19 protein-coding genes are annotated in these 20,490 nt (G+C 64.4%); 11 read left to right on the top strand and 8 right to left on the bottom strand.

Going from position 1 to position 20,490, the window contains the following annotated elements; all coding sequences use genetic code 11:
* The first annotated feature begins 90 nt into the window (after window positions 1–90).
* The 5 genes from cyoA to ASF08_RS10320 all read left to right on the top strand — a co-directional run bounded on the left by cyoA (window position 91) and on the right by ASF08_RS10320 (window position 5,248).
* Window positions 91–1,215, top strand: coding sequence for a ubiquinol oxidase subunit II (gene cyoA / locus ASF08_RS10340; protein ID WP_056144543.1), 1,125 nt, complete (start codon window positions 91–93; stop codon window positions 1,213–1,215).
* A gap of 132 nt (window positions 1,216–1,347) precedes the next feature.
* Window positions 1,348–3,351: a cytochrome o ubiquinol oxidase subunit I gene (gene cyoB / locus ASF08_RS10335; RefSeq protein ID WP_018042804.1), complete on the top strand. Its 2,004-nt coding sequence runs from the start codon at window positions 1,348–1,350 to the stop codon at window positions 3,349–3,351.
* Between the two features lie 5 nt (window positions 3,352–3,356).
* Entirely contained in the window at window positions 3,357–3,986 is a 630-nt protein-coding gene (gene cyoC, locus ASF08_RS10330; RefSeq protein ID WP_056144540.1) for a cytochrome o ubiquinol oxidase subunit III, read from the top strand.
* Window positions 3,983–4,384: a cytochrome o ubiquinol oxidase subunit IV gene (cyoD, locus tag ASF08_RS10325; RefSeq protein ID WP_018042802.1), complete on the top strand. Its 402-nt coding sequence runs from the start codon at window positions 3,983–3,985 to the stop codon at window positions 4,382–4,384. The genes cyoC and cyoD overlap by 4 nt, the downstream gene beginning before the upstream one ends.
* A 120-nt stretch (window positions 4,385–4,504) precedes the next feature.
* Window positions 4,505–5,248, top strand: coding sequence for an SURF1 family protein (locus ASF08_RS10320; protein WP_056144537.1), 744 nt, complete (start codon window positions 4,505–4,507; stop codon window positions 5,246–5,248).
* A gap of 4 nt (window positions 5,249–5,252) precedes the next feature.
* Here the strand turns inward: ASF08_RS10320 and ASF08_RS10315 are convergent, their stop codons facing one another.
* The 5 genes from ASF08_RS10315 to ASF08_RS10295 form a co-directional block, all read right to left on the bottom strand.
* Window positions 5,253–7,343 carry a prolyl oligopeptidase family serine peptidase gene (locus ASF08_RS10315; protein ID WP_056144533.1) on the bottom strand — a complete coding sequence of 697 codons (2,091 nt, stop codon included), beginning with the start codon at window positions 7,341–7,343 and terminating at the stop codon, window positions 5,253–5,255.
* Between the two features lie 98 nt (window positions 7,344–7,441).
* Window positions 7,442–7,693, bottom strand: a complete 252-nt coding sequence (locus tag ASF08_RS10310) for a hypothetical protein (RefSeq protein ID WP_056144529.1) — start codon at window positions 7,691–7,693, stop codon at window positions 7,442–7,444.
* Between the two features lie 83 nt (window positions 7,694–7,776).
* Complete coding sequence (gene rpsI / locus ASF08_RS10305) at window positions 7,777–8,256, bottom strand: 30S ribosomal protein S9 (RefSeq protein ID WP_026175762.1); 480 nt, start codon at window positions 8,254–8,256, stop codon at window positions 7,777–7,779.
* Window positions 8,257–8,258: 2 nt separating this feature from the next.
* Window positions 8,259–8,720: a 50S ribosomal protein L13 gene (gene rplM, locus ASF08_RS10300; RefSeq protein ID WP_018042797.1), complete on the bottom strand. Its 462-nt coding sequence runs from the start codon at window positions 8,718–8,720 to the stop codon at window positions 8,259–8,261.
* 325 nt (window positions 8,721–9,045) lie between these two features.
* Window positions 9,046–9,462 (bottom strand): PaaI family thioesterase, encoded by a 417-nt coding sequence (locus ASF08_RS10295; RefSeq protein ID WP_443136811.1) that lies wholly within the window; start codon window positions 9,460–9,462, stop codon window positions 9,046–9,048.
* A gap of 77 nt (window positions 9,463–9,539) precedes the next feature.
* On the opposite strand from ASF08_RS10295, the gene ASF08_RS10290 reads away from it, so the two are divergent.
* The 3 genes from ASF08_RS10290 (at window position 9,540) to ASF08_RS24695 (ending at window position 12,256) form a co-directional block, all read left to right on the top strand.
* On the top strand, window positions 9,540–10,097 hold the full coding sequence (locus ASF08_RS10290) for a CoA-binding protein (RefSeq protein ID WP_056144524.1): 558 nt from the start codon (window positions 9,540–9,542) through the stop codon (window positions 10,095–10,097).
* A 196-nt stretch (window positions 10,098–10,293) separates the two neighbouring features.
* The gene (locus ASF08_RS23975; protein WP_082473146.1) at window positions 10,294–11,724 is read left to right on the top strand and encodes an HD domain-containing protein; all 1,431 of its coding nucleotides are present in this window, start codon (window positions 10,294–10,296) and stop codon (window positions 11,722–11,724) included.
* Complete coding sequence (locus ASF08_RS24695; RefSeq protein ID WP_156629529.1) at window positions 11,717–12,256, top strand: hypothetical protein; 540 nt, start codon at window positions 11,717–11,719, stop codon at window positions 12,254–12,256. The genes ASF08_RS23975 and ASF08_RS24695 overlap by 8 nt, the downstream gene beginning before the upstream one ends.
* Before the next feature lie 11 nt (window positions 12,257–12,267).
* On the opposite strand, the gene ASF08_RS10280 is transcribed toward ASF08_RS24695, so the two are convergent.
* Entirely contained in the window at window positions 12,268–13,566 is a 1,299-nt protein-coding gene (locus ASF08_RS10280; RefSeq protein WP_056144518.1) for an MFS transporter, read from the bottom strand.
* Between the two features lie 442 nt (window positions 13,567–14,008).
* On the opposite strand from ASF08_RS10280, the gene ASF08_RS10275 reads away from it, so the two are divergent.
* The 3 genes from ASF08_RS10275 (at window position 14,009) to ASF08_RS10265 (ending at window position 17,131) form a co-directional block, all read left to right on the top strand.
* The gene (locus ASF08_RS10275) at window positions 14,009–15,289 is read left to right on the top strand and encodes an O-acetylhomoserine aminocarboxypropyltransferase (protein ID WP_056144514.1); all 1,281 of its coding nucleotides are present in this window, start codon (window positions 14,009–14,011) and stop codon (window positions 15,287–15,289) included.
* Between the two features lie 109 nt (window positions 15,290–15,398).
* On the top strand, window positions 15,399–15,797 hold the full coding sequence (locus tag ASF08_RS10270; RefSeq protein ID WP_056144511.1) for a response regulator: 399 nt from the start codon (window positions 15,399–15,401) through the stop codon (window positions 15,795–15,797).
* Window positions 15,798–15,832: 35 nt separating this feature from the next.
* Entirely contained in the window at window positions 15,833–17,131 is a 1,299-nt protein-coding gene (locus ASF08_RS10265) for an O-acetylhomoserine aminocarboxypropyltransferase/cysteine synthase family protein (RefSeq protein ID WP_056144508.1), read from the top strand.
* Here ASF08_RS10265 and ASF08_RS10260 read toward each other — a convergent pair whose 3' ends face one another.
* Together ASF08_RS10260 and ASF08_RS10255 are read right to left on the bottom strand one after the other, a co-directional pair.
* Window positions 17,132–19,477, bottom strand: coding sequence for a putative bifunctional diguanylate cyclase/phosphodiesterase (locus ASF08_RS10260; protein ID WP_056144502.1), 2,346 nt, complete (start codon window positions 19,475–19,477; stop codon window positions 17,132–17,134).
* A 65-nt stretch (window positions 19,478–19,542) separates the two neighbouring features.
* Window positions 19,543–20,265, bottom strand: a complete 723-nt coding sequence (locus ASF08_RS10255) for an RNA methyltransferase (RefSeq protein ID WP_056144500.1) — start codon at window positions 20,263–20,265, stop codon at window positions 19,543–19,545.
* Window positions 20,266–20,490: the final 225 nt, after the last annotated feature.

Raw genomic sequence — 20,490 nt, 5'->3', positions numbered from 1 at the left:
GTAAGCGGTCCGGTCCGAACCGCCGCTTCTCGTAAACCAGATGTTTCCTCCCGACGTTCCGTCCACGGACGTCTCACTGCAGCCGGTCGGATGTCATCCAGATCCTTGCGCGCTCTCGCTATCCTGCCTCTCGTGGCCCTTCTGTCGGGCTGCAACATGGTCGTCATGCAACCCGCGGGCGACATCGCCACGCGCCAGCGTGACCTGATCGTTGCCTCGACGGGGCTGATGCTGCTGATCATCTTACCCGTGATCGCATTCACGCTCTTCTTCGCCTGGCGCTACCGTCAGTCGAACACCGAAGCCGAGTACGATCCGGACTGGCACCACTCGACGCAGCTCGAGGTGCTGATCTGGTCCGCCCCGCTCGTGATCATCATCGCCCTTGGCGCGCTGACCTGGATCAGCACGCATACGCTCGATCCCTACCGGCCCCTCAGCCGCATCGACGCCTCGCGGCCCCTCTCGCCGGATGTGAAGCCGTTGACCGTGGAGGTCGTGGCCCTCGACTGGAAATGGCTGTTCTTCTACCCCGATCTCGGCATCGCCACGGTGAACGAGCTCGCGGCACCGGTGGATGTACCGATCAACTTCAAGATCACCTCGGCCTCCATGATGAACTCGTTCTTCATCCCGGCTCTGGCGGGGCAGATTTACGCCATGGCCGGCATGGAGACTAAGTTGCACGCCGTCATCAACAAGGCTGGCGTCTATGAAGGCTTCTCGGCCAATTACAGCGGCGAGGGCTTCTCGCGGATGAACTTCAAGTTCCACGGCGTAACCCAGGAAGGGTTCGACCAGTGGGTGGCCAAGGCGAAAGCCGAAGGTAAGGAGCTCACCCGCGACGCCTTCATCGCACTGGAAAAGCCGAGCGAGCGTGAGCCGGTGAGCTACTACTCCTCCGTCGCTCCAGGCCTCTACAACGCGATCCTCAACATGTGTGTCATCGAGGGTAAGATGTGCATGGGCGAGATGATGAGCATCGATTCAAAGGGCGGCGCCGGCAAGGAGAGCCACGCCAACCAAGAGCGGCTCCGCTACGACAACCGTCATGCCGTCCGCGGCGAGGAGGCGCAGGGTGCGACGTTCCCTGCCTCCGAGAAGAAGCCGCGTACCCAAGAGGTCGACCCCGCCAAGGGGCATGACCACCACCACGACCATTCCGGGCCGGACACAAAACAAAGCGACCCTGCCCCGGCACAATTGAACCGCTAGGCCGACGCGATGACGCGCGGCCTTCGGGACAGGCGCGTCACAGCGACGGCACCACTAAATTGAACCCATGAGAGACGGGTACCGAGTCGATCGGTACGTCCCCTCGCCGACAACCGGGAACGAAGCGATCCCATGTTTGCCAATCTCGATCTTCAGAAGCTCGTCTTCGGGCGCCTGACTCTCGAAGCCATCCCATATCACGAGCCGATCCTGCTCGTGACCTTCATCGGCGTCGCCATCGGTGGCGTCGGGCTTCTGGGCCTCATCACCTACATGCGCTGGTGGGGTCCGCTGTGGCGCGACTGGTTCACCTCCGTCGACCACAAGAAGATCGGCATCATGTATGTGGTGCTCGCCCTGGTGATGCTGCTTCGCGGCTTCTCCGATGCGCTCCTCATGCGTTCGCAACAGGCCATGGCGTTCGGTGCCAACGAAGGCTATCTGCCGCCGCATCATTACGACCAGATCTTCACCGCCCATGGCGTGATCATGATCTTCTTCGTGGCGATGCCCCTGGTCACCGGCCTGATGAACTTCGTCGTGCCGCTGCAGATCGGCGCGCGCGACGTGTCGTTCCCGTTCCTCAACAATTTCAGCTTCTGGATGACCGTCAGCGGTGCCGCGACAATCATGGCCTCGCTGTTCGTCGGCGAGTTCGCCCGCACCGGATGGCTCGCCTATCCCCCGCTCTCCGGCCCTGCCGGCAGCCCGGGCGTGGGTGTCGACTATTACATCTGGGGTCTCCAGATCGCCGGTATCGGCACCCTGCTCTCGGGGATCAACCTGATCGCCACCATCGTGAAGATGCGTGCCCCCGGCATGACGATGATGAAGATGCCGATCTTCACCTGGACCGCCCTCTGTACGAACATCCTCATCGTCGCCGCATTCCCGATCCTCACGGCCGTTCTCGCGCTGCTCTCCCTCGACCGCTACGTGGGCACGCACTTCTTCTCGAACGACCTCGGCGGCAACCCGATGATGTACGTGAACCTCATCTGGATCTGGGGTCACCCGGAGGTCTACATCCTGATCCTGCCGGCCTTCGGCGTCTTCTCGGAGATCGTCTCGACCTTCTCCGGCAAGCGGCTCTTCGGCTACGCGTCCATGGTCTACGCCACCGTGGTCATAACGATCCTGTCCTACCTCGTCTGGCTGCACCACTTCTTCACGATGGGCTCGGGCGCGTCCGTGAATTCGTTCTTCGGCATCACGACGATGATCATCTCGATCCCGACGGGGGCGAAGCTCTTCAACTGGCTCTTCACCATGTACAAGGGCCGCATCCGCTTCGAGGAGCCGATGCTCTGGGCCATCGGCTTCATGGTGACCTTCACCATCGGCGGCATGACCGGCGTTCTGCTCGCCGTGCCCCCGGCCGATTTCGTGCTGCACAACAGCCTGTTCCTCATCGCCCACTTCCACAACGTCATCATCGGCGGCGTGCTGTTCGGCATGCTGGCCGGCATCACCTACTGGTTCCCGAAGGCCTTCGGCTTCCGGCTCGACCCGTTCTGGGGGAAGATGTCGTTCTGGTTCTGGCTCTCGGGCTTCTACTTCGCCTTCATGCCGCTCTACGTCCTCGGCCTGATGGGCGTGACCCGCCGCGTCCAGCATTTCGACGACCCGTCGCTGCAGATCTGGTTCATCATCGCTGCCTTCGGCGCCGGTCTGATCGCACTCGGCATCCTCTCCTTCATCATCCAGCTCGTGGTGAGCTTCATGCGGCGCGAAGCATTGCGTGACCACACCGGCGATCCGTGGGGCGGTCGGACCCTCGAATGGTCGACCTCCTCCCCACCGCCGGACTACAACTTCGCCTTCACGCCGGTGATCCACGACCACGATGCGTGGTCGGACATGAAGCGTCGCGGCTATGCGCGACCGCTCAAGGGCTTCCGTCCGATCCACATGCCAAAGAACACCGGTACGGGCATGATCCTGGGTATCCTCAGCATCGGCTTCTCGTTCGGTATGATCTGGTACATCTGGTGGCTTGCGGCGTTGACCTTCATCGCCATGGCCGTCGTCGCCATCGGTCACACGTTCAACTACAACCGCGACTTCTACATCTCGGCGGACGCCGTCATCGGTACCGAGACTGAACGGACGCGGATGCTCGAAGGTCGGGTCTGAGAACCATGGCGTCGCATTCCCCCACCCTCGCCAAGGACGGCGAGGCACCCTCCTTCTACATGGAGGAGGATCACCATCCCGAAGGCGGCACCATGCTCGGCTTCTGGATCTACCTGATGAGCGATTGCCTCATCTTCGCGGCTCTGTTCGCCACATACGCCGTTCTCGGTCGCAACTATGCGGCGGGTCCGTCCCCGAAGGACCTGTTCGACCTGCCGCTGGTGGCGCTGAACACCTCGATGCTGCTGTTCTCCTCCATCACCTATGGCTTTGCCATGCTGGAGATGGCCAAGGGCGACCAACGGCGGATGCAGCTCTGGCTCGGCGTGACCGGCCTGTTCGGCCTCGCCTTCATCGGGCTCGAACTCTACGAGTTCGCTCACCTCATCCATGAGGGCGCCGGACCCCAGCGTAGCGCCTTCCTGTCGTCGTTCTTCACGCTGGTAGGCACCCACGGCCTGCACGTGACCCTCGGCCTCGTCTGGCTCATCGTCCTAATGGTTCAGACCGAACGGAAGGGCCTGATCCCGGAGAACCAGCGGCGCCTTCAATGCCTGTCGATGTTCTGGCACTTCCTCGACGTCATCTGGATCGGCGTCTTCACCTTCGTCTATCTCATGGGAGTGCTGCAATGAGCGCCGCCAGCCAGTCCGCCCATGCCGCTGACCATGAAGAGGACGTGAAGGGCCACGGCGACCAGAGCGGTCATGGCTCCTTCAAGGGCTACGTCACCGGCTTCGTGCTCTCCGTCATCCTCACCGCCATTCCGTTCTGGCTGGTGATGGGCGATGTGCTTGGAAACCCCCGCCTCACGGGCCTTGTCATCATGGGCTTCGGCGTGGTGCAGATCGTGGTCCACATGGTCTACTTCCTCCACATGAACACCAAGTCCGAGGGTGGGTGGACGATCCTGGCGCTGATCTTCACCCTGACGCTCGTGGTGATCACGCTCACGGGCTCCGTCTGGGTGATGTATCATCTGAACACCAACATGATGCCGATGACGCCGACCAGCCTCCATCAGCACCATTAGCGCATCGCCCCGGAACGGTATCCTGTTCGCTAGACAGACGATGCGACATCGGAAGCCCATGGCCCCGTCCCGGATGCGAAATCCGCGGCGGGGCCATGGATTTTGTGCCGACCCGCTTCGATGAATACGGGGAGATCCTCGCGACGCGCGACGCCGACGCTTGTCGCGGTCGGCGTCCTGACACTCGTGGTCGTGGTGGCTTTCGCGGCACTCGGGACATGGCAGGTGCAGCGCCGCGCGTGGAAGCACGACCTGATCGCCCGGGTCGACGCGAGGATCCAAGCCGATCCGGTCCCCGCCCCAGGGCGCGCGGACTGGCCCGCGCTCGATGTCGGGACAGACGCCTACAAGCGCGTCGTCGCCACCGGGACCTTCGCATATGACCGGGAGACCCTGGTCCAGGCGGTCACGGAACTCGGCGGCGGTTTCTGGGTGATGACGCCGCTGGTGGGGGCCGATGGTTCCACCATCCTTGTCAATCGCGGCTTCGTTCCGGCGCAGATGCGCGATGCCGCGACCCGCGAGATCGGTCGGCGGGCGGGTGAGGGCCGCGTCACTGGTCTGCTGCGCTTGTCCGAGCCCGGTGGCGGTTTCCTCCGCCGCAACGACCCCGCTGCCGATCGCTGGTACTCACGCGATGTGGCGGCCATCGCCGCTTCGCGTGGCCTCGGCCCGACCGCGCCCTACTTCATCGATGCCGATGCGGAGCCCAATCCCGGCGGGTATCCCGTGGGCGGGCTCACCGTGGTCGCCTTCAGCGACAACCACCTCGTTTACGCGCTGACTTGGTATGCGCTCGCCATCATGGCGGCGGCCGGTGGCGCTTACGTGATCCGCGACGGGATGCGCCTGCGCGACGCCTGACCGGTCAGCCCTCCTCCGGAACCCAGCCGATGGTCTGCCGGAGGAATCCCATGCCGAGGGCGAGGAAAGCGGCCGTCTCGGAATTGTCCTTGCCATAGCCGTGGCCGCCGGCCGCCGGCTCGAAGAAGGCCGGGTCGTAGCCGAGATGGCGCAGCTTCTCCGCCATCTTGCGGGCATGCCCCGGATGGACGCGGTCGTCCCGTCGTGTGGTGGCGATGAGGATCGGGGGATAGGGCTTGCCCGCTTCGGCCGTGTGATAGGCCGAGATGGCGCCGAGGAAACTCCAATCCGCCTCCACATCGGGGTCGCCGTATTCGGCGATCCAGCTCGCGCCCGCCAGGAGTTTCGAATAGCGCCGCATGTCGATGAGGGGGATCGTGCAGAACAGGGCGCCGAAGCGCTCGGGGTAGCGGGTCAGCATGTTGGCGATGAGGAGGCCGCCATTCGAGCCGCCCTGCGCGGCGATGCGCTGGGGTTTCGTGATGCCGCGCGCCACGAGATCCGCCGCCACCGCCGCGAAATCGTCATGCGCCAGCGCCTTACCCTCGCGCCGGCCGGCCTGATGCCAGCGGGTGCCGAACTCGCCGCCGCCACGGATGTTGGCGACGACGCCGATGCCGCCCTTCTCCAGCCAGAGCTTGCCGAGCACGGCCTGGTAGGTGGGAAGCAGCGAGATCTGGAAGCCGCCATAGGCTGACAGATGCACGGGCGTGTCACCGCTCGCTCCGGCGGGGCCGACCTGGACGTAGGGGATGCGCTCGCCGTCCACCGAGACGGCCTCGTGGCGGGTGATCGTCAACCCCTTGGTGTCGAAGGCCGATGGCGTCGTGCGCAGGATGGTGGGAGCCGAGAGGTCGCCGGGGATCGACAGCAGCGTCGGCGGCGTCAGCGGATCCTGAACCATGGCGAGGAGCGACCCGTCCGACTCGCTCGGCTCGGAATCGAAGGGCCAGACCGAGACGCTGCCGATCTCGGGCAGGCCCGGAAGGCCGAGGCGCTTCCAGCCGCCCTCCTCTGGTTCAAACACGCTGTAGGACGGGCGCAGATCGTCGAGGGCGTCGACGATGAGGCGCGGCCCGGCCCAGGACACGTTCTGCAGCGCCCTGCGGTCGGAGGGCGTCCACAACACGGTGAAGGCGCGATCCCCGTCGAGGAAGGCCGGTAGGCCGATGGCCAGGACCGTATCGGGCACGTGGAGCGCGCCGCCGATGCTCCAGTCCGAGCGGGTCCGGATGACGAGATGGTCGCCATGGAGGGAGATTTCGGCGTCGGTGGGGGCGTCGATGCGGTGGGTCGGCCCAGTTCGGTCGCCGATATGCAGGATGCCGTCGAAGAAGCCGGTGCGCTCCATGAACACCACGCGCTCGGAGGGCGCGGCGTGGTCGACCTCGCCCCACAGGCCCATATTCTCGGGCGCGGTCTCGAACAGGATGGTGGCCGCGAGCGGGTCCTGGCCGCGCGTCCAGAGCCGAACCGTGCGCGAATAGCCGGAGCGGGTGGCCATGCCCTCGCCGAGGGCGCTGGACAGGATCAGCGTGTCGCGGTCGAGCCAATCGGCCCCGCCCTTCGCCTCGGGCAGGGTGAAACCGTCGGCGACGAAGCTGAGCGTCGGCAGGTCGAATTCGCGCAGGATGGTGGCGTCGCCCCCTCCCCGGCTCAGCTTCAGCAGGGCGCGGTCATGGGTGCCGGGGATGAGCGTCGCGCCGCCCCAAACCCAATCCACGCCTTCGGTTTTCGCCAGCGCGTCGATGTCGAGGAGGGTCTCCCAGGCGGGGGTGCCGGCGCGGTAGGAGGCTTCGTCGGTGCGCCGCCACAGGCCGAGGGGATGCTCGGCATCGCGCCAGATGTTGTAGAGGAGATGGCCGCGCCGTGACACGAGGGGGATCTTGTCAGGCCGGTCGAGGATGGCCTTCACCGCCTCGCGGTCGCGCTCCATGACAGGGTCGGTGAAGCGCGCCAGCGTCTCGGCATTGCGCGCCTCGACCCAGGCGACGGCGTCTTCACCCTCCACCTCTTCGAGCCAGAGATGGGGGTCGTCATCGGGGTCGGCGCGGGTGGGGCGGGGGTCGAAGGTGGGTGTCGTCGGCTCGCTCATGCCCCGAAACTAGGGCGATTCCACCGGAATGGCGACGGCTTTCGAGCGGAATCGGACCCCCCTTTCGACCGGTACGCGACGGGGCTTGGCGCGAATCTCTAACCCTCGAGCGTTCCCCAGCTCGGCTTCCAGGCGCTTTGCGGATCGATGACCACGATTTCCATGCCGCCCTCGTTGGCCACGTGGACGGCGATGCCGAAGGCCTGGGCGATGGGAAGCACCCCGGTGGTGCTGAACTGGCGTCCGTCGGCGAGCTTCACTTCGCCCTTCACCTCGCCGTCGGCCTTCGACAGGCAGAGCGTGACCGCGCTGACGACGGGGGCGTGAACGCGCCGGAAGACGTTGGGCATCGAGAGACCTTCGGACTGTGTCGCGACAAACGAAAAGGGCGGCACGAGGCCGCCCTTTCCAAAACTCGAGAGAACCGAAACGCTCAGCGCTTCGAGAACTGGAAGCTGCGGCGAGCCTTCTTGCGGCCGTACTTCTTGCGCTCGACCACGCGGCTGTCGCGGGTCAGGAAGCCTTCGCGCTTCAGGGGCGCGCGCAGCTCGGGCTCGTAATAGGTGAGCGCCTTGGACAGGCCGTGACGGACGGCGCCGGCCTGGCCGGAGAGACCGCCGCCATGCACCGTGACCGTGATGTCGTACTGGTCGACGCGGTTGGCGATGGTGAGCGGCTGGCGCAGGATCATGCGCAGCACGGGGCGGGCGAAGTAGGTCTCGACCGTGCGGCCGTTGACCACCACGGTGCCGTTGCCGGGCTTGATCCAGACGCGGGCGACCGCGTCCTTGCGCTTGCCGGTGGCATAGGCGCGGCCCTGGGCGTCGAGCTTCTGAACGTGGACGGGGGCCGCGTTCTCGGGATCTTCGACGTTGGCGCGGTTCAGGTCGGAGAGGGACTGGAGGGTCGCCATGATCAAGCGCTCACGTTCTTGCGGTTGAGGCTGCCGACGTCGAGCGCCTGCGGCTGCTGGGCGGTGTGGGGATGCTCGGTGCCCTTGTAGACCCGGAGGTTGCCCATGATCTGGCGGAACAGCGGTCCACGGGGGAGCATGCGCTCAACGGCCTTCTCGACCACGCGCTCGGGGAACCGGCCGTCGAGGATGAACTTCGCGGTCCGCTCCTTGATGCCGCCCGGGTAGCCGGTGTGGTGGTAGTACACCTTCTGCTCGCGCTTGCGGCCGGTGAACTTCACCTTCTCGGCATTGATGACGATGACGTTGTCGCCGCAATCGACGTGGGGCGTGTAGGAAGGCTTGTGCTTTCCACGCAGGCGCATCGCGATGATGGTGGCGAGCCGGCCGACGACCAGACCCTCCGCATCGACGATGATCCACTTCTTGTCGACGTCGGCGGGCTTCAGAGAAAAGGTCTTCATCCCGTGGCGTTCCGTATGATGTCTTGCAAAACGATGCGCCGCCACGTGAGACACGCAGCGGCGTTGGAGGCTGCAATACGGGGCTGCGGATGAGTCGTCAAGGCATTTCGGGTGAGCGGAATCGGCAAAAACCGTAAGCGGATGAAGCATTTCGGGGCTGAGGTATCAGGATACCGCAACGGATAACCCCTCTCCCCTCTGCGGGAGAGGGTGGCCCGCGAATGCGGGTCGGGAGAGGGGAGCGCCATTTCCGGAGAGGTCGCCCCCTCTCCCGCCTGCTCCGCAGGCACCCTCCCCCGCAGAGGGGGGAGGGTGAGGCGGCCGATCACCGCTCCGGCGGGATCGAATACGTCCCCGTGGCGTGGCAGACGAGGTCGTCCGAGCCGGCGGCGAAGAGGCGCGCCTCCCCCACCGCGAGGCGCTTGCCGAGCTTGAGGAGCGTGGCCTCGGCGACGAGGCCGGTGGGGCCGGGTTTGCGCAGGAAATTGAAGGAGAGGTTCGTCGTCACGGCCAGGCCCACCGGGCCGATATTGGCGAGGATCGCCGCGTAGAGGGCGTAATCGGCGAGCGCCATCATGGCCGGGCCGGAGATGGTGCCGCCGGGGCGCAGGAAGCGCTCGTGATGGTCGAGCCGCATCCGCGCGGCGAGCGGACCCACCGATTCGAGGTGGAAGGCCGGCCCGTCATGGTTCATCTGCGGGAAGTCCCGCTCCAGAAAGGCGATGGTCTCAGGCAGGCTCATGGCAGTCGTCATGGCTCGCCTTGCAGCACGGGGCGCGATGACGGACAAGTCTATGAGCCCGTCACGCAAGAGTCCCGATGACCGACCCCGTCGCCGTCCGCCATGATCCTTCCCGGCACGACCGCTATCCCGATGCGCTGATCCGCCGGCTCCTCACGGAGACGAAGACCATCGCCCTCGTGGGCGCGTCCGCGAACCCGGCCCGGCCGAGCTGGATCGTGCTGAAATACCTGCTCTCGCGCGGTTACGACGTGATCCCGGTCAATCCCGGCCTCGCCGGGCAGATGCTGCTGGGCAAGCCCGTTGCCGCCCGCCTCGCCGACCTCCCCGGCCCCGTCGACATGGTCGAGATCTTTCGCAATTCCGAGGCCGCCGGCGGCCTCGTCGACGAGGCCCTGGCCCTGCCGGTGCTGCCGAAGATCGTCTGGATGCAGCTCGGCGTCCGCGACGACGCGGCCGCCGCCCGCGCCGAGGCGGCGGGCATCCAAGTGATCATGAACCGCTGCCCCAAGATCGAGTACGGGCGGATCTCGGGTGAGATCGGCTGGACCGGGGTGAATTCCCGGATCTTGAGTTCGAAGCGGCCGGTTTTGGGGGGGAAGGGGGTGCAAAGGCTGACGATTGAGAGGGGGTGAAAGCTTGAGATAGGCTCGTGTATAAGCTTGCTTCCCCCATGTAGTTTTTAAAAAAATTCTATGTGAGACCGGAATAGTATTAGCATTTTCCGAGTATCAATCTATGGTTGTTCTCTCACGGCGATTCGCGCAGGCGCGACGTATGTGAGCTTGGTGACCTAATTCTTTTTGTCTTGTAGGCTAATAGTCGCAGCAGATGCCAAAGCCAAAATCTCAGAGACTTCGCGATCCAGTTCACAATCTGATCGAGTTTGACAATAGTCAATTCGAGAGCACGTTATGGCAGGTTGTTCAAACTCGACCATTTCAGCGACTTCGCCGCATTCGGCAGCTTGGGTTCTCAGAATTTGTTTTTCCGGGCGCCACACATACGCGCTTCGCTCATAGTATTGGGGTTTTTCATACAGCTCGTCAGCTAATGCGAGTTATCGAGAGGTACGTTGCATCGCATGATCAGCAATTTAAGCAGCAGCAAGCCCAGTTTGCGCTTGCCGCAGCGCTCTTGCATGATGTCGGGCATGGGATGTTTAGTCACGCCTTCGAGTCTGTTGGTAAAGAATTTAAATGGCCGATGGCAAAACACGAAGATGTAAGCCAGCAGCTAATTCGCGATAGTGAGATTGGAGAAATACTTAACAAAGAGCTTGGAAAAGGCTATTCTGGAAACGTTGCTGATATAATAGCTCAGGAAATACCAATCGATCTTTACGGATCGCTTGTATCTAGTCAGTTTGATGCTGATCGATTGGACTATATGCAACGCGACCGATTGATGACGGGCGTTCAGAGTAGCGGAGTCGATCCAACTTGGCTTTTATCAAATCTTGAAGTTGCAGAGGTCCCAACCGGTTCTGATGAAACAAGTACCGGCACGGTCGAAACGTTAGTCCTTGGCCCGAAAGCAGCGCAAACTGCTGAAAGTTATGTTCTGGCATTATTTCATCTATATCCTAATGTTTATCTACACAAAGCTACTAGGGGCGCCGAAGTAGTATTTCAGGCTATGATACGTCGTATTGTTAAGCTGACTAATGATGGGAACATTGATAAAACGGGTCTGCCTATAAACCACCCAATAATTCGATTTATTGCGGAGCCAGGGAATCTAAGTCGGGCAACGGCATTAGATGACACTGTTTTTTGGGGCGCGCTTCCTATGCTTGCCGAATCGGGCGATGAAGATGTCCGTAAACTAGCGCATGCTCTAAGTGAACGCCGTTTGACTCGTTGCATTGATGTGCGGCAACACGTTGAGTCAGAACTGCCGCAAAAGGCTGGCGAAAAGCGCGACCAGCGGCAGGCTCGAGTAAAGTTGACTTGCGATAGTGTTGCCGCTGCACTCAGAGAAATCAACATTGAGAAGTACGGAGACAGTTCTAGAATTATGTTAGACCAATACGTTCGACATCCTTACAAGCGGTTTCAGGACTCAAAGACGCCTCTTAATCAAATCTTAATTCGACTTGGAGATGGTAGATCTAAGGACATGGCTGATCTTTCTCCTATCATCGGGAATGCGGAATCTTTTAATCTTTGCAGGGCATATGTGTTCCGAGATGACGTTGAAGCCAGCGAGATTGTGTGGAACATAATGAGAACAAAGATTGAGGAGTGCAACGATGCCTAGTCGTGATCCGCATTTGGCCGCGGCCCGCATCGTTCAGGACGCTGGAGGAGAGCTTGTTGGGCGTACCCGACTCCAGAAGATCGCCTTTTTAACGCAACTGGCCGGCTTCGGAGATGAATTCGCTTTCGAGTATCGCCACTATGGACCTTATAGCGAAGAGCTCGCTCAGGCGATGGAGATCGCAGTCGTCTTGGGTCCTGTTGTTGAGGAAGAACGTGTAGCTGATTGGGGTGGGCGATATTCGATCTATACTGTCGCCGGAAGTGATAATGATAGTGATCAAGACAGAAAGAACTTTATACAAGAAGCGAAGCGCATTGATGCCGTGGAGCTTGAACTGGCTGCGACGGCCGCCTATTTTTATGTGATTGAAGGTATTGGAGATAAAGTCGAGGGTAATCCCTGGGAGGAGACTCGGCGTCGTAAGCCAAGCAAGGCTACTGGTCAAAGATTGGATCGTGCTTTTAGGGCTTACGAAGAGCTTCGAAAAATGAAAACTTTAAGCCCTCTTCCTTACATATCGATAGGATAATTCCTCCGCAGCTAATTGTGGCGAGATAAATTCTCCATCCCGCCCGTCTCCTCCATCAACGCCACAGCCACAAAGCTAACCCCAGCCGCCACGGCCAGATACAGCCCAACCCAACCGATCCCGCCCCACTCACTCAGCTGCTGCGCCAGATACGGCGCGGCGGAGGCGCCCAGTATGCCGGCGAGGTTGTAGGTCACCGAGGCGCCCGTGTAGCGGACGCGGGTGGGGAAGAGCTCGGGCAGCAGGGCGCCCATGGGGCCGAACAGCCAGCCCATGGCGAAGAGGCCGAGGCAGAGGAAGCCGAGCACCAGGCCGCCCTGCCCGCTTCCCAGCATCGGGCCGAGCAGCAGGCCGAGCGAGGCGGTGAAGGCGAGGCCGGTGAGGAGGACGGGGCGGCGGCCGTAGCGGTCGGCGGCCCAGCCCGAGAGCGGGATGCCTAAGCCCATGAACAGCACGGCGACGCATTCGAACAGCAGGAAGGTCGGGCGGTCGAAGCCGAGTTTCGAGACGCCGTAGCTGAGCGCGAAGACGGTGGAGAGGTAGAACACCGCGTAGCAGGCCACCATGGCGAAGGTGCCGAGCAGCGTCGCCTTGATGTATTTCGTGAAGATGGTGGCGAGCGGCACCCGCTCGGGCGGTGCCTTCTCCATGGCGGCCTTGAAGACCGGGGTCTCTGTGAGCTTCAGGCGGACATAGAGCCCGACGCCGACGAGCACGGCGGAGGCGAGGAACGGGATGCGCCAGCCCCAGGCCTGGAAATCGGCCGGGCTCAAGGCCAGCGCGAGGCCGAGGAAGCCCAGATTGGCAGTGATGAAGCCCACCGGCGCGCCGAGCTGCGGGAAGATGCCGTAGAGGGCGCGTCGCCCCGGCGGGGCGTTCTCCACCGCCAGCAGGGCAGCACCCCCCCATTCGCCGCCGAAGCCGATGCCCTGGCCGAAGCGCAGCACGCAGAGGGCGAAGGGCGCCCACCATCCGGCGGTGGCATAGGTCGGCAGGCAGCCGATGAGCACGGTGGAGAGGCCCATGATCATCAGCGAGGCCACCAGCGTCGCCTTGCGCCCGACCCTGTCGCCGAAATGCCCGAAGAACGCCGCCCCCAGCGGCCGCGCGATGAAGGCGATGGAGAAGGTGGCGAAGGCCGCCAGGGTCTGCACCGAGGGATCGTCGGCCGAGAAGAAGATCGGCCCGATCACCAGGGCGGCGGCCGTAGCGTAGACGTAGAAATCGTAGAACTCGATCGCCGTGCCGACGAAGCTGGCGATGAGGATCCGCGCGGCGGGAACGGAAGGGGGCGGAGCGGGCTGGAGCATGTGCGGCGCTATAACCGCAGGCGGGGCCGAGTGCCATGCGAATTCGTGCAGGATCGTGCCGGGGGTGCGCGCCCTCCCCCCTCTCCCCGCCGGGCGGGGAGAGGATCGTGGACACCTCGTTGTGTCCGCGATGAGCGCAGGCGAAGCCGGAGCGAGGGTGAGGGGGTATCGCCGAGTGGTGCTCTTCCGGACGCACCCCCTCACCCTCGGCTGCCGCCTCGACGCGCTCCCCGACGAGGGGGAGACGCGTCCCTCTCCCCGCCCGGCGGGGAGAGGCGATGCACCGCTCGCGACACCACTCACCCTTGACCCGCGCGCATCGTCCGCCATAAAGAACTTCTGTTCGTTTAAGCGGAACGGGGATGTGGCTCCTCTTCCGTCTGGCCCGGCACAGGCGCTAGAACGACATCCAGTGCGTGCCCGCCGGCCCCCGGAGTAAGTGATGACCGACCGTATCCCAGGCTTCAACACGCTGGCGATCCATGCCGGCGCCGCTCCCGATGCCACCACGGGCGCGCGGGCCACGCCGATCTACCAGACCACGTCCTTCGTGTTCGACGACGTGGACCACGCCGCCTCGCTGTTCGGGCTGCAGGCCTTCGGCAACATCTATTCGCGCATCACCAACCCCACCAATGCGGTGCTGGAAGAGCGCATCGCGGCGCTGGAGGGCGGCACCGCCGCCGTGGCGGTGGCCTCTGGCCATGCGGCCGAGTTCCTCACCATGCACGCGCTGATGCAGCCGGGCGACGAGTTCGTGGCGGCCAACAAGCTCTATGGCGGCTCGATCAACCAGTTCAACCATTCCTACAAGAGCTTCGGCTGGAACGTGGTCTGGGCCGATACGGACGACCCGGATTCGTTCGAGCGGGCCATCACGCCGCGCACCAAGGCGATCTTCTGCGAATCCATCGCCAATCCGGGCGGGGTCATCACCGACATCGCCGCGCTGTCGGTGATCGCCCGGCGCCACAACATCCCGCTCATCGTCGACAACACCATGGCGACGCCGTACCTCATCCGCCCCTTCGAGCACGGGGCCGACATCGTCGTGCATTCGGCCACCAAGTTCTTAGGGGGCCACGGCAATTCCATCGGCGGCCTCGTGGTCGACGGCGGCACCTTCGCCTGGGCCGGCGACGACCGCTATCCGATGCTGTCGCAGCCGCGCCCGGAATATTCCGGCATGGTCCTCTCCGAGACCTTCGGCAATTTCGGCTTCGCCATCGCCATCCGGGTGCTGGGTCTGCGCGATCTCGGGCCCGCGCTCTCGCCGTTCAACGCCTTCCTCATCCTCAACGGCATCGAGACCCTGCCCCTGCGGATGCAGCGCCACTGCGACAACGCGCTGGAGATCGCGACCCATCTCAACGCCCATCCGGCGGTGGAATGGGTGAGCTATCCGGGGCTGGAGACCGACAAGTATCACCAGCTCGCCCGGCGCTACACGCCCCTCGGCTCCGGATCGGTCTTCACCATCGGCCTCAAGGGCGGCTACGAGGCCGGCGTGAAGCTGGTGTCCAATCTCCAGCTGTTCTCCCATGTGGCGAATATCGGCGACACCCGCTCGCTGGTGATCCATCCGGCCTCCACCACCCACCGCCAGCTCACCGACGCGCAGAAATCTGCCGCCGGGGCCGGGCCGGAAGTGGTGCGCCTCTCCATCGGCATCGAGGACCCGGCCGACCTGATCGAGGATCTCGACGCGGCGTTAAGCGCTTGATTTTGCTGGCAGGCCTGGGCGCGTCTCCAGCCCGGCGCCCCCGGGTTGACCCTCGGCGGCGTCGGGACTACCCCGCGAACCAATCCCCCATCGAGATCGTTCGCATTGCATGACGCATGATCCTTTCGAGACTTCCGGCGAGCCCCCGGTCATCCTCCTGGTGGAAGACGACGGCCTCCTCCTGATGGAGGCGGCCGATACCCTGGTCGATGCGGGGTTCCGCGTCCTCGAAGCGCCGCAGGCCGACAAGGCGCTCACCATCCTCGAACGCAACGAGGAGATCGACCTGATGATGACCGACGTGGACATGCCGCAGGGCTCCATGGACGGGTTCGCGCTGGCCCGCCTCGTCGCCCATCGCTGGCCGACGATCCCCGTCCTCGTCGTCTCCGGCATGGGCACGCCCGGCCCGCACGACATGCCCGAGGGCGCGCGCTTCATCCCGAAGCCCTACGCGCCCAACACCCTGGTCCGGACATTGCGGGCCTTCGCCAGGCGCGCTGCCTGACCCCGCCACCTCTTTCGAAGATCGCGACGCCCATCATGGCCACCGAGACCCGCCCGCTCCGCTTCGCCACCCAGGCCGTCCATGCCGGCGCGGCACCCGACCCCGCCACGGGCGCGCGCGTCCAGCCGATCTACTTCACCAACGGCTTCGTGTTCGAATCCACCGAGCAGGCCGCCGACATCTTCGCCATGCGGCGCACCGGCTTCTCCTACTCGCGCGGCTCGAACCCCACGGTCGCCGCCCTGGAGCGCCGGGTCGCCGCGCTGGAAGGCGCCAAGGCGGCCGTGGCCGTCTCCTCGGGCCAGTCCGCCCTGCTCCTCGTGCTGATGACGCTGATGAAGAGCGGGGACGCCTATGTGGCCTCGCCGCGCCTGTTCGGGGGCTCGCTGGGGCTGATGAACCGGCTCGATGCGCGCTACGACCTCAAGCCGCTCTTCGCCAAGGGCCTGACGCCCGCCGATTTCGAGGCCGCGATCACGCCGCAGACGAAGGCCATCGTCTGCGAGTCGATCGTCAATCCCTGCGCCACGGTGATGGACATCGCCGGCATCGCCGAGGTCGCCAAGCGGCACAACCTGCCCCTGGTGGTGGACAACACCCTCGCCTCCCCGGCCCTGATCCGGCCGATCGAGCACGGGGCCGACATCGTGTTCCACTCCACCTCGAAGTTCCTCGGCGGGTCCGGCCAGACCATCGGCGGCATCATCTGCGACGCGGGCACGTTCGACTGGCCGGCGGCCGTGGGGCGCTACAACCTCATCACCGAGCCCTGGGCCGATTACGACGGGCTGGTCGTCTCCGACCGCTTCCCCGATTTCAGCTTCGCGGTCGCCTGTCGACTCTTCGGCCTGCGCGATCTCGGCCCCGGCCTATCGCCGATGAACGCCTTCCTGACGCTCACCGGCATCGAGACCCTGCCCCTGCGGATGAAGCGGCATTGCCAGAATGCCAAGGCGGTGGCCGCCTTCCTCAAGGATCATCCGGCGGTGGAATGGGTGAGCTATCCGGCGCTGCCCGGCCAGAAGGGCGAAGAGCTCGCCGCCCGCTACGTGCCCGATGGGCCGGGCTCGATCTTCACCTTCGCGCTGAAGGGCGGAGAGCCGGCGGCCGTGAAGTTCATCATGGGCCTGGAGCTCGTCTCGCACCTCGTGAATATCGGCGAGATCAAATCTCTGGCGATCCACCCGGCCACCACGACGCACCGCCAGCTGAGCGCGGCCGACAAGGCGGCGGCCCTGGTCGGGCCGGAGACGGTACGCTTGTCCATCGGACTGGAAAACGTCGAGGATCTGATCGCCGATATCGCCCAGGCGCTGGATCAGGTCGACGCCTGATCAGGCGAATTTGAGCTCGGCGGAGACCGCCGCTCCCAGGGAGGCGGCCCTGCCGCTGTGCTTGTTGAGCAACCACGGCACCCGGCTCTGCGGCATGGGCTTGCTGTACAGGTAGCCCTGCGCATAGGCGCAGCCTTGCCCGCGCAGGAATTCCGCCTGCGCCTCGGTCTCGACGCCCTCCGCAGTGACGTCGAGGCCGAGATTCTGGCCGAGCTGCACCACCGCCGTGACGATGGCGGCGTCGTTGGGGTCTCGTTCGAGGTCGCGCACGAAGCTGCGGTCGACCTTGATCTCGTCCACCGGATATTGCTTCAGGTGGGTGAGGGAGGCGTAACCGGTTCCGAAATCGTCCAGCGCGACGCGGACGCCGGCGCGGTGCAAGTCCGAGAGGATCGCCGAGACGCGGTCTCCATGGCCGCCGAGGAGCACCGTCTCCGTCACCTCCACGCCGATCCTGTCATGGGCGAGCCCCGCCGCGGAGAGATCGGCGATCAGGCATTCGGCGAGGTTGTCCTGCGCGAACTGCGCCGAGGACAGGTTCAGGAACACCCGGCCGGGATCGTATCCTTTCGCGATCCACCCCGCGATGTCGGCGAAGATCTGGCGCGCGAGGACATGGCCGACCGCGATCCCGATCTCGGCATCGTCGAAGACCGTCGAGAAACTCGCCGGCGAGAGGAGGCCGCGGGTGGGATGCTGCCACCGCGCCAGGGCCTCGAAGCCGATGATCCGGCCCGTGGCGAGGCAGATCTTGGGTTGGTAATAGGGAATCAGGCCGCCGACTTCGAGGGTCGACCTCATCTCGCGGGCGACGGACACGCGATGTTCGATATCCGCCCGGAGCGCCGGAACGAAGAGCGTCGCGCGGTTTCGTCCGGCCGCCTTGGCCGCGTAGAGGGCGAGGTCCGCGTTGGTGAAGAGGTCGGTCGAATTGGCGGCGTGTTCCGGGTAGAGGGCGAGGCCGAGACTGGCGCGGAGCGAGACCACGCGCCCCGATACCGCCATCGCCGGCTTCAGGACATCGAGGATCGCCCGTGACAGGGCATGGATACGCCGGCTCGGCTGGTGACGGTCCTTCTCGCAGGGGGCGATGATGACGAACTCGTCGCCTCCGAGACGGGCGACGAGATCGCGTTCGCCTATGGCTTTGCCGAGACGCCGGGCGACCTCCTTGAGCACCGCGTCGCCCGCTTCGTGGCCGAGGGTGTCGTTCACTTCCTTGAACGCATCGAGATCGATGAGGATGAGGCCGATGCGCTCTCCCGACGCCTCTGCCCGGCTCAGAGCCGCATCGAGGGTGGTCTGGAACAGGGCACGGTTCGGCAGGCCGGTGAGGACGTCGCGCTGGGCAGCGAGGCGAATCCGCTCTTCCACCGCCTTGCGGCTCGTCATGTCGACGAGGCTGGAAATGATGCGGGTCGACCCGTCCATCTCGACGGTGACCGCCGACAGCATGGCGTCCCGTCGCACCCGCCCCTGGGCTCCCGTGCTGATCTCGATCTCGTCGGCGGTGCCGGTCCTGTCGAGTTCCGCCTGGATCAGGCGGCGGGCATCCCCGTCGAGGAGATCGCGCGTCCTGTATTGTGTCAGGTCTTCACCGTCGTCGAGCCCGTAGAAGCGGTTGGCGGCGTCGTTGGCATCCACGATCTGGCCGTCGTCTCGGCGTGACACCACGATCGGGATCGGCACCGCCTTGAACATGGTCTCGAACAGGCGGCGGCTTTCCGCCAGTTCCGTGTTGGCACGGCGCTCGGCCTGGGTCGCCATCCATTCCAGACGCCTGAGGCGGTTCGACCGCACCACGAACAGCAGCATCGCGATGTTGGACACCAGCACCGCGAGGCAGACTCCAAACGCCGTGGAGGACAGGGGCGCGGGCAGGAGATAGCCCGCCGTGAGCGCAACCGACGCGAGCGCGCTGCTCGCCACGCTCCAGAAGAAGCGCGTCGGCACGACGATCATGTAGATCGCGGGCAGCAGGAGCATGACGAAGAGCGCGATGTCGGACCGCGACGAGCACAGGACCGCGACGCAGCCGGCGACGATGATCTCCCACGTCACCATGACGGCCTGCAGCCTGCCGAAGCTGGCGACGTTCCGGGTCGCCAGCAAACAGATGAGCGAGATCAGGATGACGCCGCCACGGGCCGGTACGGCGACCCAGAAATGGGTCTGACCCGCAAAGCGCCAGTCACTCAGGAGAAAGAGCGTGTTGAGGAAAAGGCCGCAGAGGAAGACCAGCCGGGCATGGCGCAGGGTCTCGGGCAGGCGCTCCTGCTGGAACGCCGCTTCCCGCGCGACCGAGACGAATTCGCCGCCAATGGCGCTGAGACGATGCTTCCACATGGTGCATCACACTCTCACGCAATCGTCGCGCAGGCGTTAAGAACCGGCCACAGCGATAACAATAATCACTCTTTCGCCTTGATCCTGGTCATGGCGCGCAACGCCCCGCGAAACGTCCGGACATCCTGCTCCGTCATGGCCATGCGGTGCAGCATGTCGCGCATGTTGCGGGCGATCACGTCCCGCTTCTCGGGCGGATAGAACCCGCCCGCCTCGAGGCTACCCTCCAGGCTGGCGACGAGGGAGGCCATCGCCTCGCGCGTGGCGGGCGGCGACTGCATCTCCCCGGTGAAGGGGAGCCGGGCCTGGCCCGAGGCCTTGCGCCATTCGTAGCCGACGAGGAGCACCGCCTGGGCGAGATTGAGGGACGGAAAGTCAGGGGAGACGGGAAAGGTGACGATGGCGTCGGCCAGCGACACCTCGTCGTTGGTGAGCCCGATCCGCTCCCGGCCGAACATCACGCCAACGCGCTGTCCCGCCCGCGCGGCCACATCCGCCATCGCCTCGTCGGGGGCATAGGCGCGCTTCATCTGCCCGCGCTCGCGGGCCGTGGTGGCGAGCAGATAGTTCAGGTCGGCGATGGCCTCCGGCACCGTGGCGAAGACGGTGGCGTCGTCGAGGACATGCGTCGCCCCGGAGGCGGCCTCGCGCACGCCCTTCTTCGGCCAGCCGTTCTTGGGGGCGACGAGGCGGAGTTCGGAGAGGCCGAAATTGGCCATGGCGCGGGCGACCATGCCGATATTCTCGGCCAGCTGCGGTTCGACCAGGATGACGACGGGGGCGATCATCGTCGCCCTCTGCCATGGAGCGGGCCGGACGCATAGTCCGTATGGGGAGGATGGGGAGCCGCGGGGCGATCGCCTCGAGCGATGACCCTCGGGAGAAGCGCCTTACAGCCTGTTCGATTGGATTTTTCGGCGGATTTTCGTGCCAATTGAAAAGATCATCCAATCAAATCTCCTCATCCTGAGGTGCCCTTTGCAGGAGCAAAGGGCCTCGAAGGAGCCCTCCAG

Origin of the sequence: Methylobacterium sp. Leaf85, from assembly GCF_001422125.1 — a bacterium.
In the GTDB taxonomy this organism is placed as follows: Bacteria; Pseudomonadota; Alphaproteobacteria; order Rhizobiales; family Beijerinckiaceae; genus Methylobacterium; species Methylobacterium bullatum.
The sequence above is the reverse complement of the archived record's forward strand: the minus strand, read 5'-3'. Positions and strand labels throughout refer to the sequence as shown.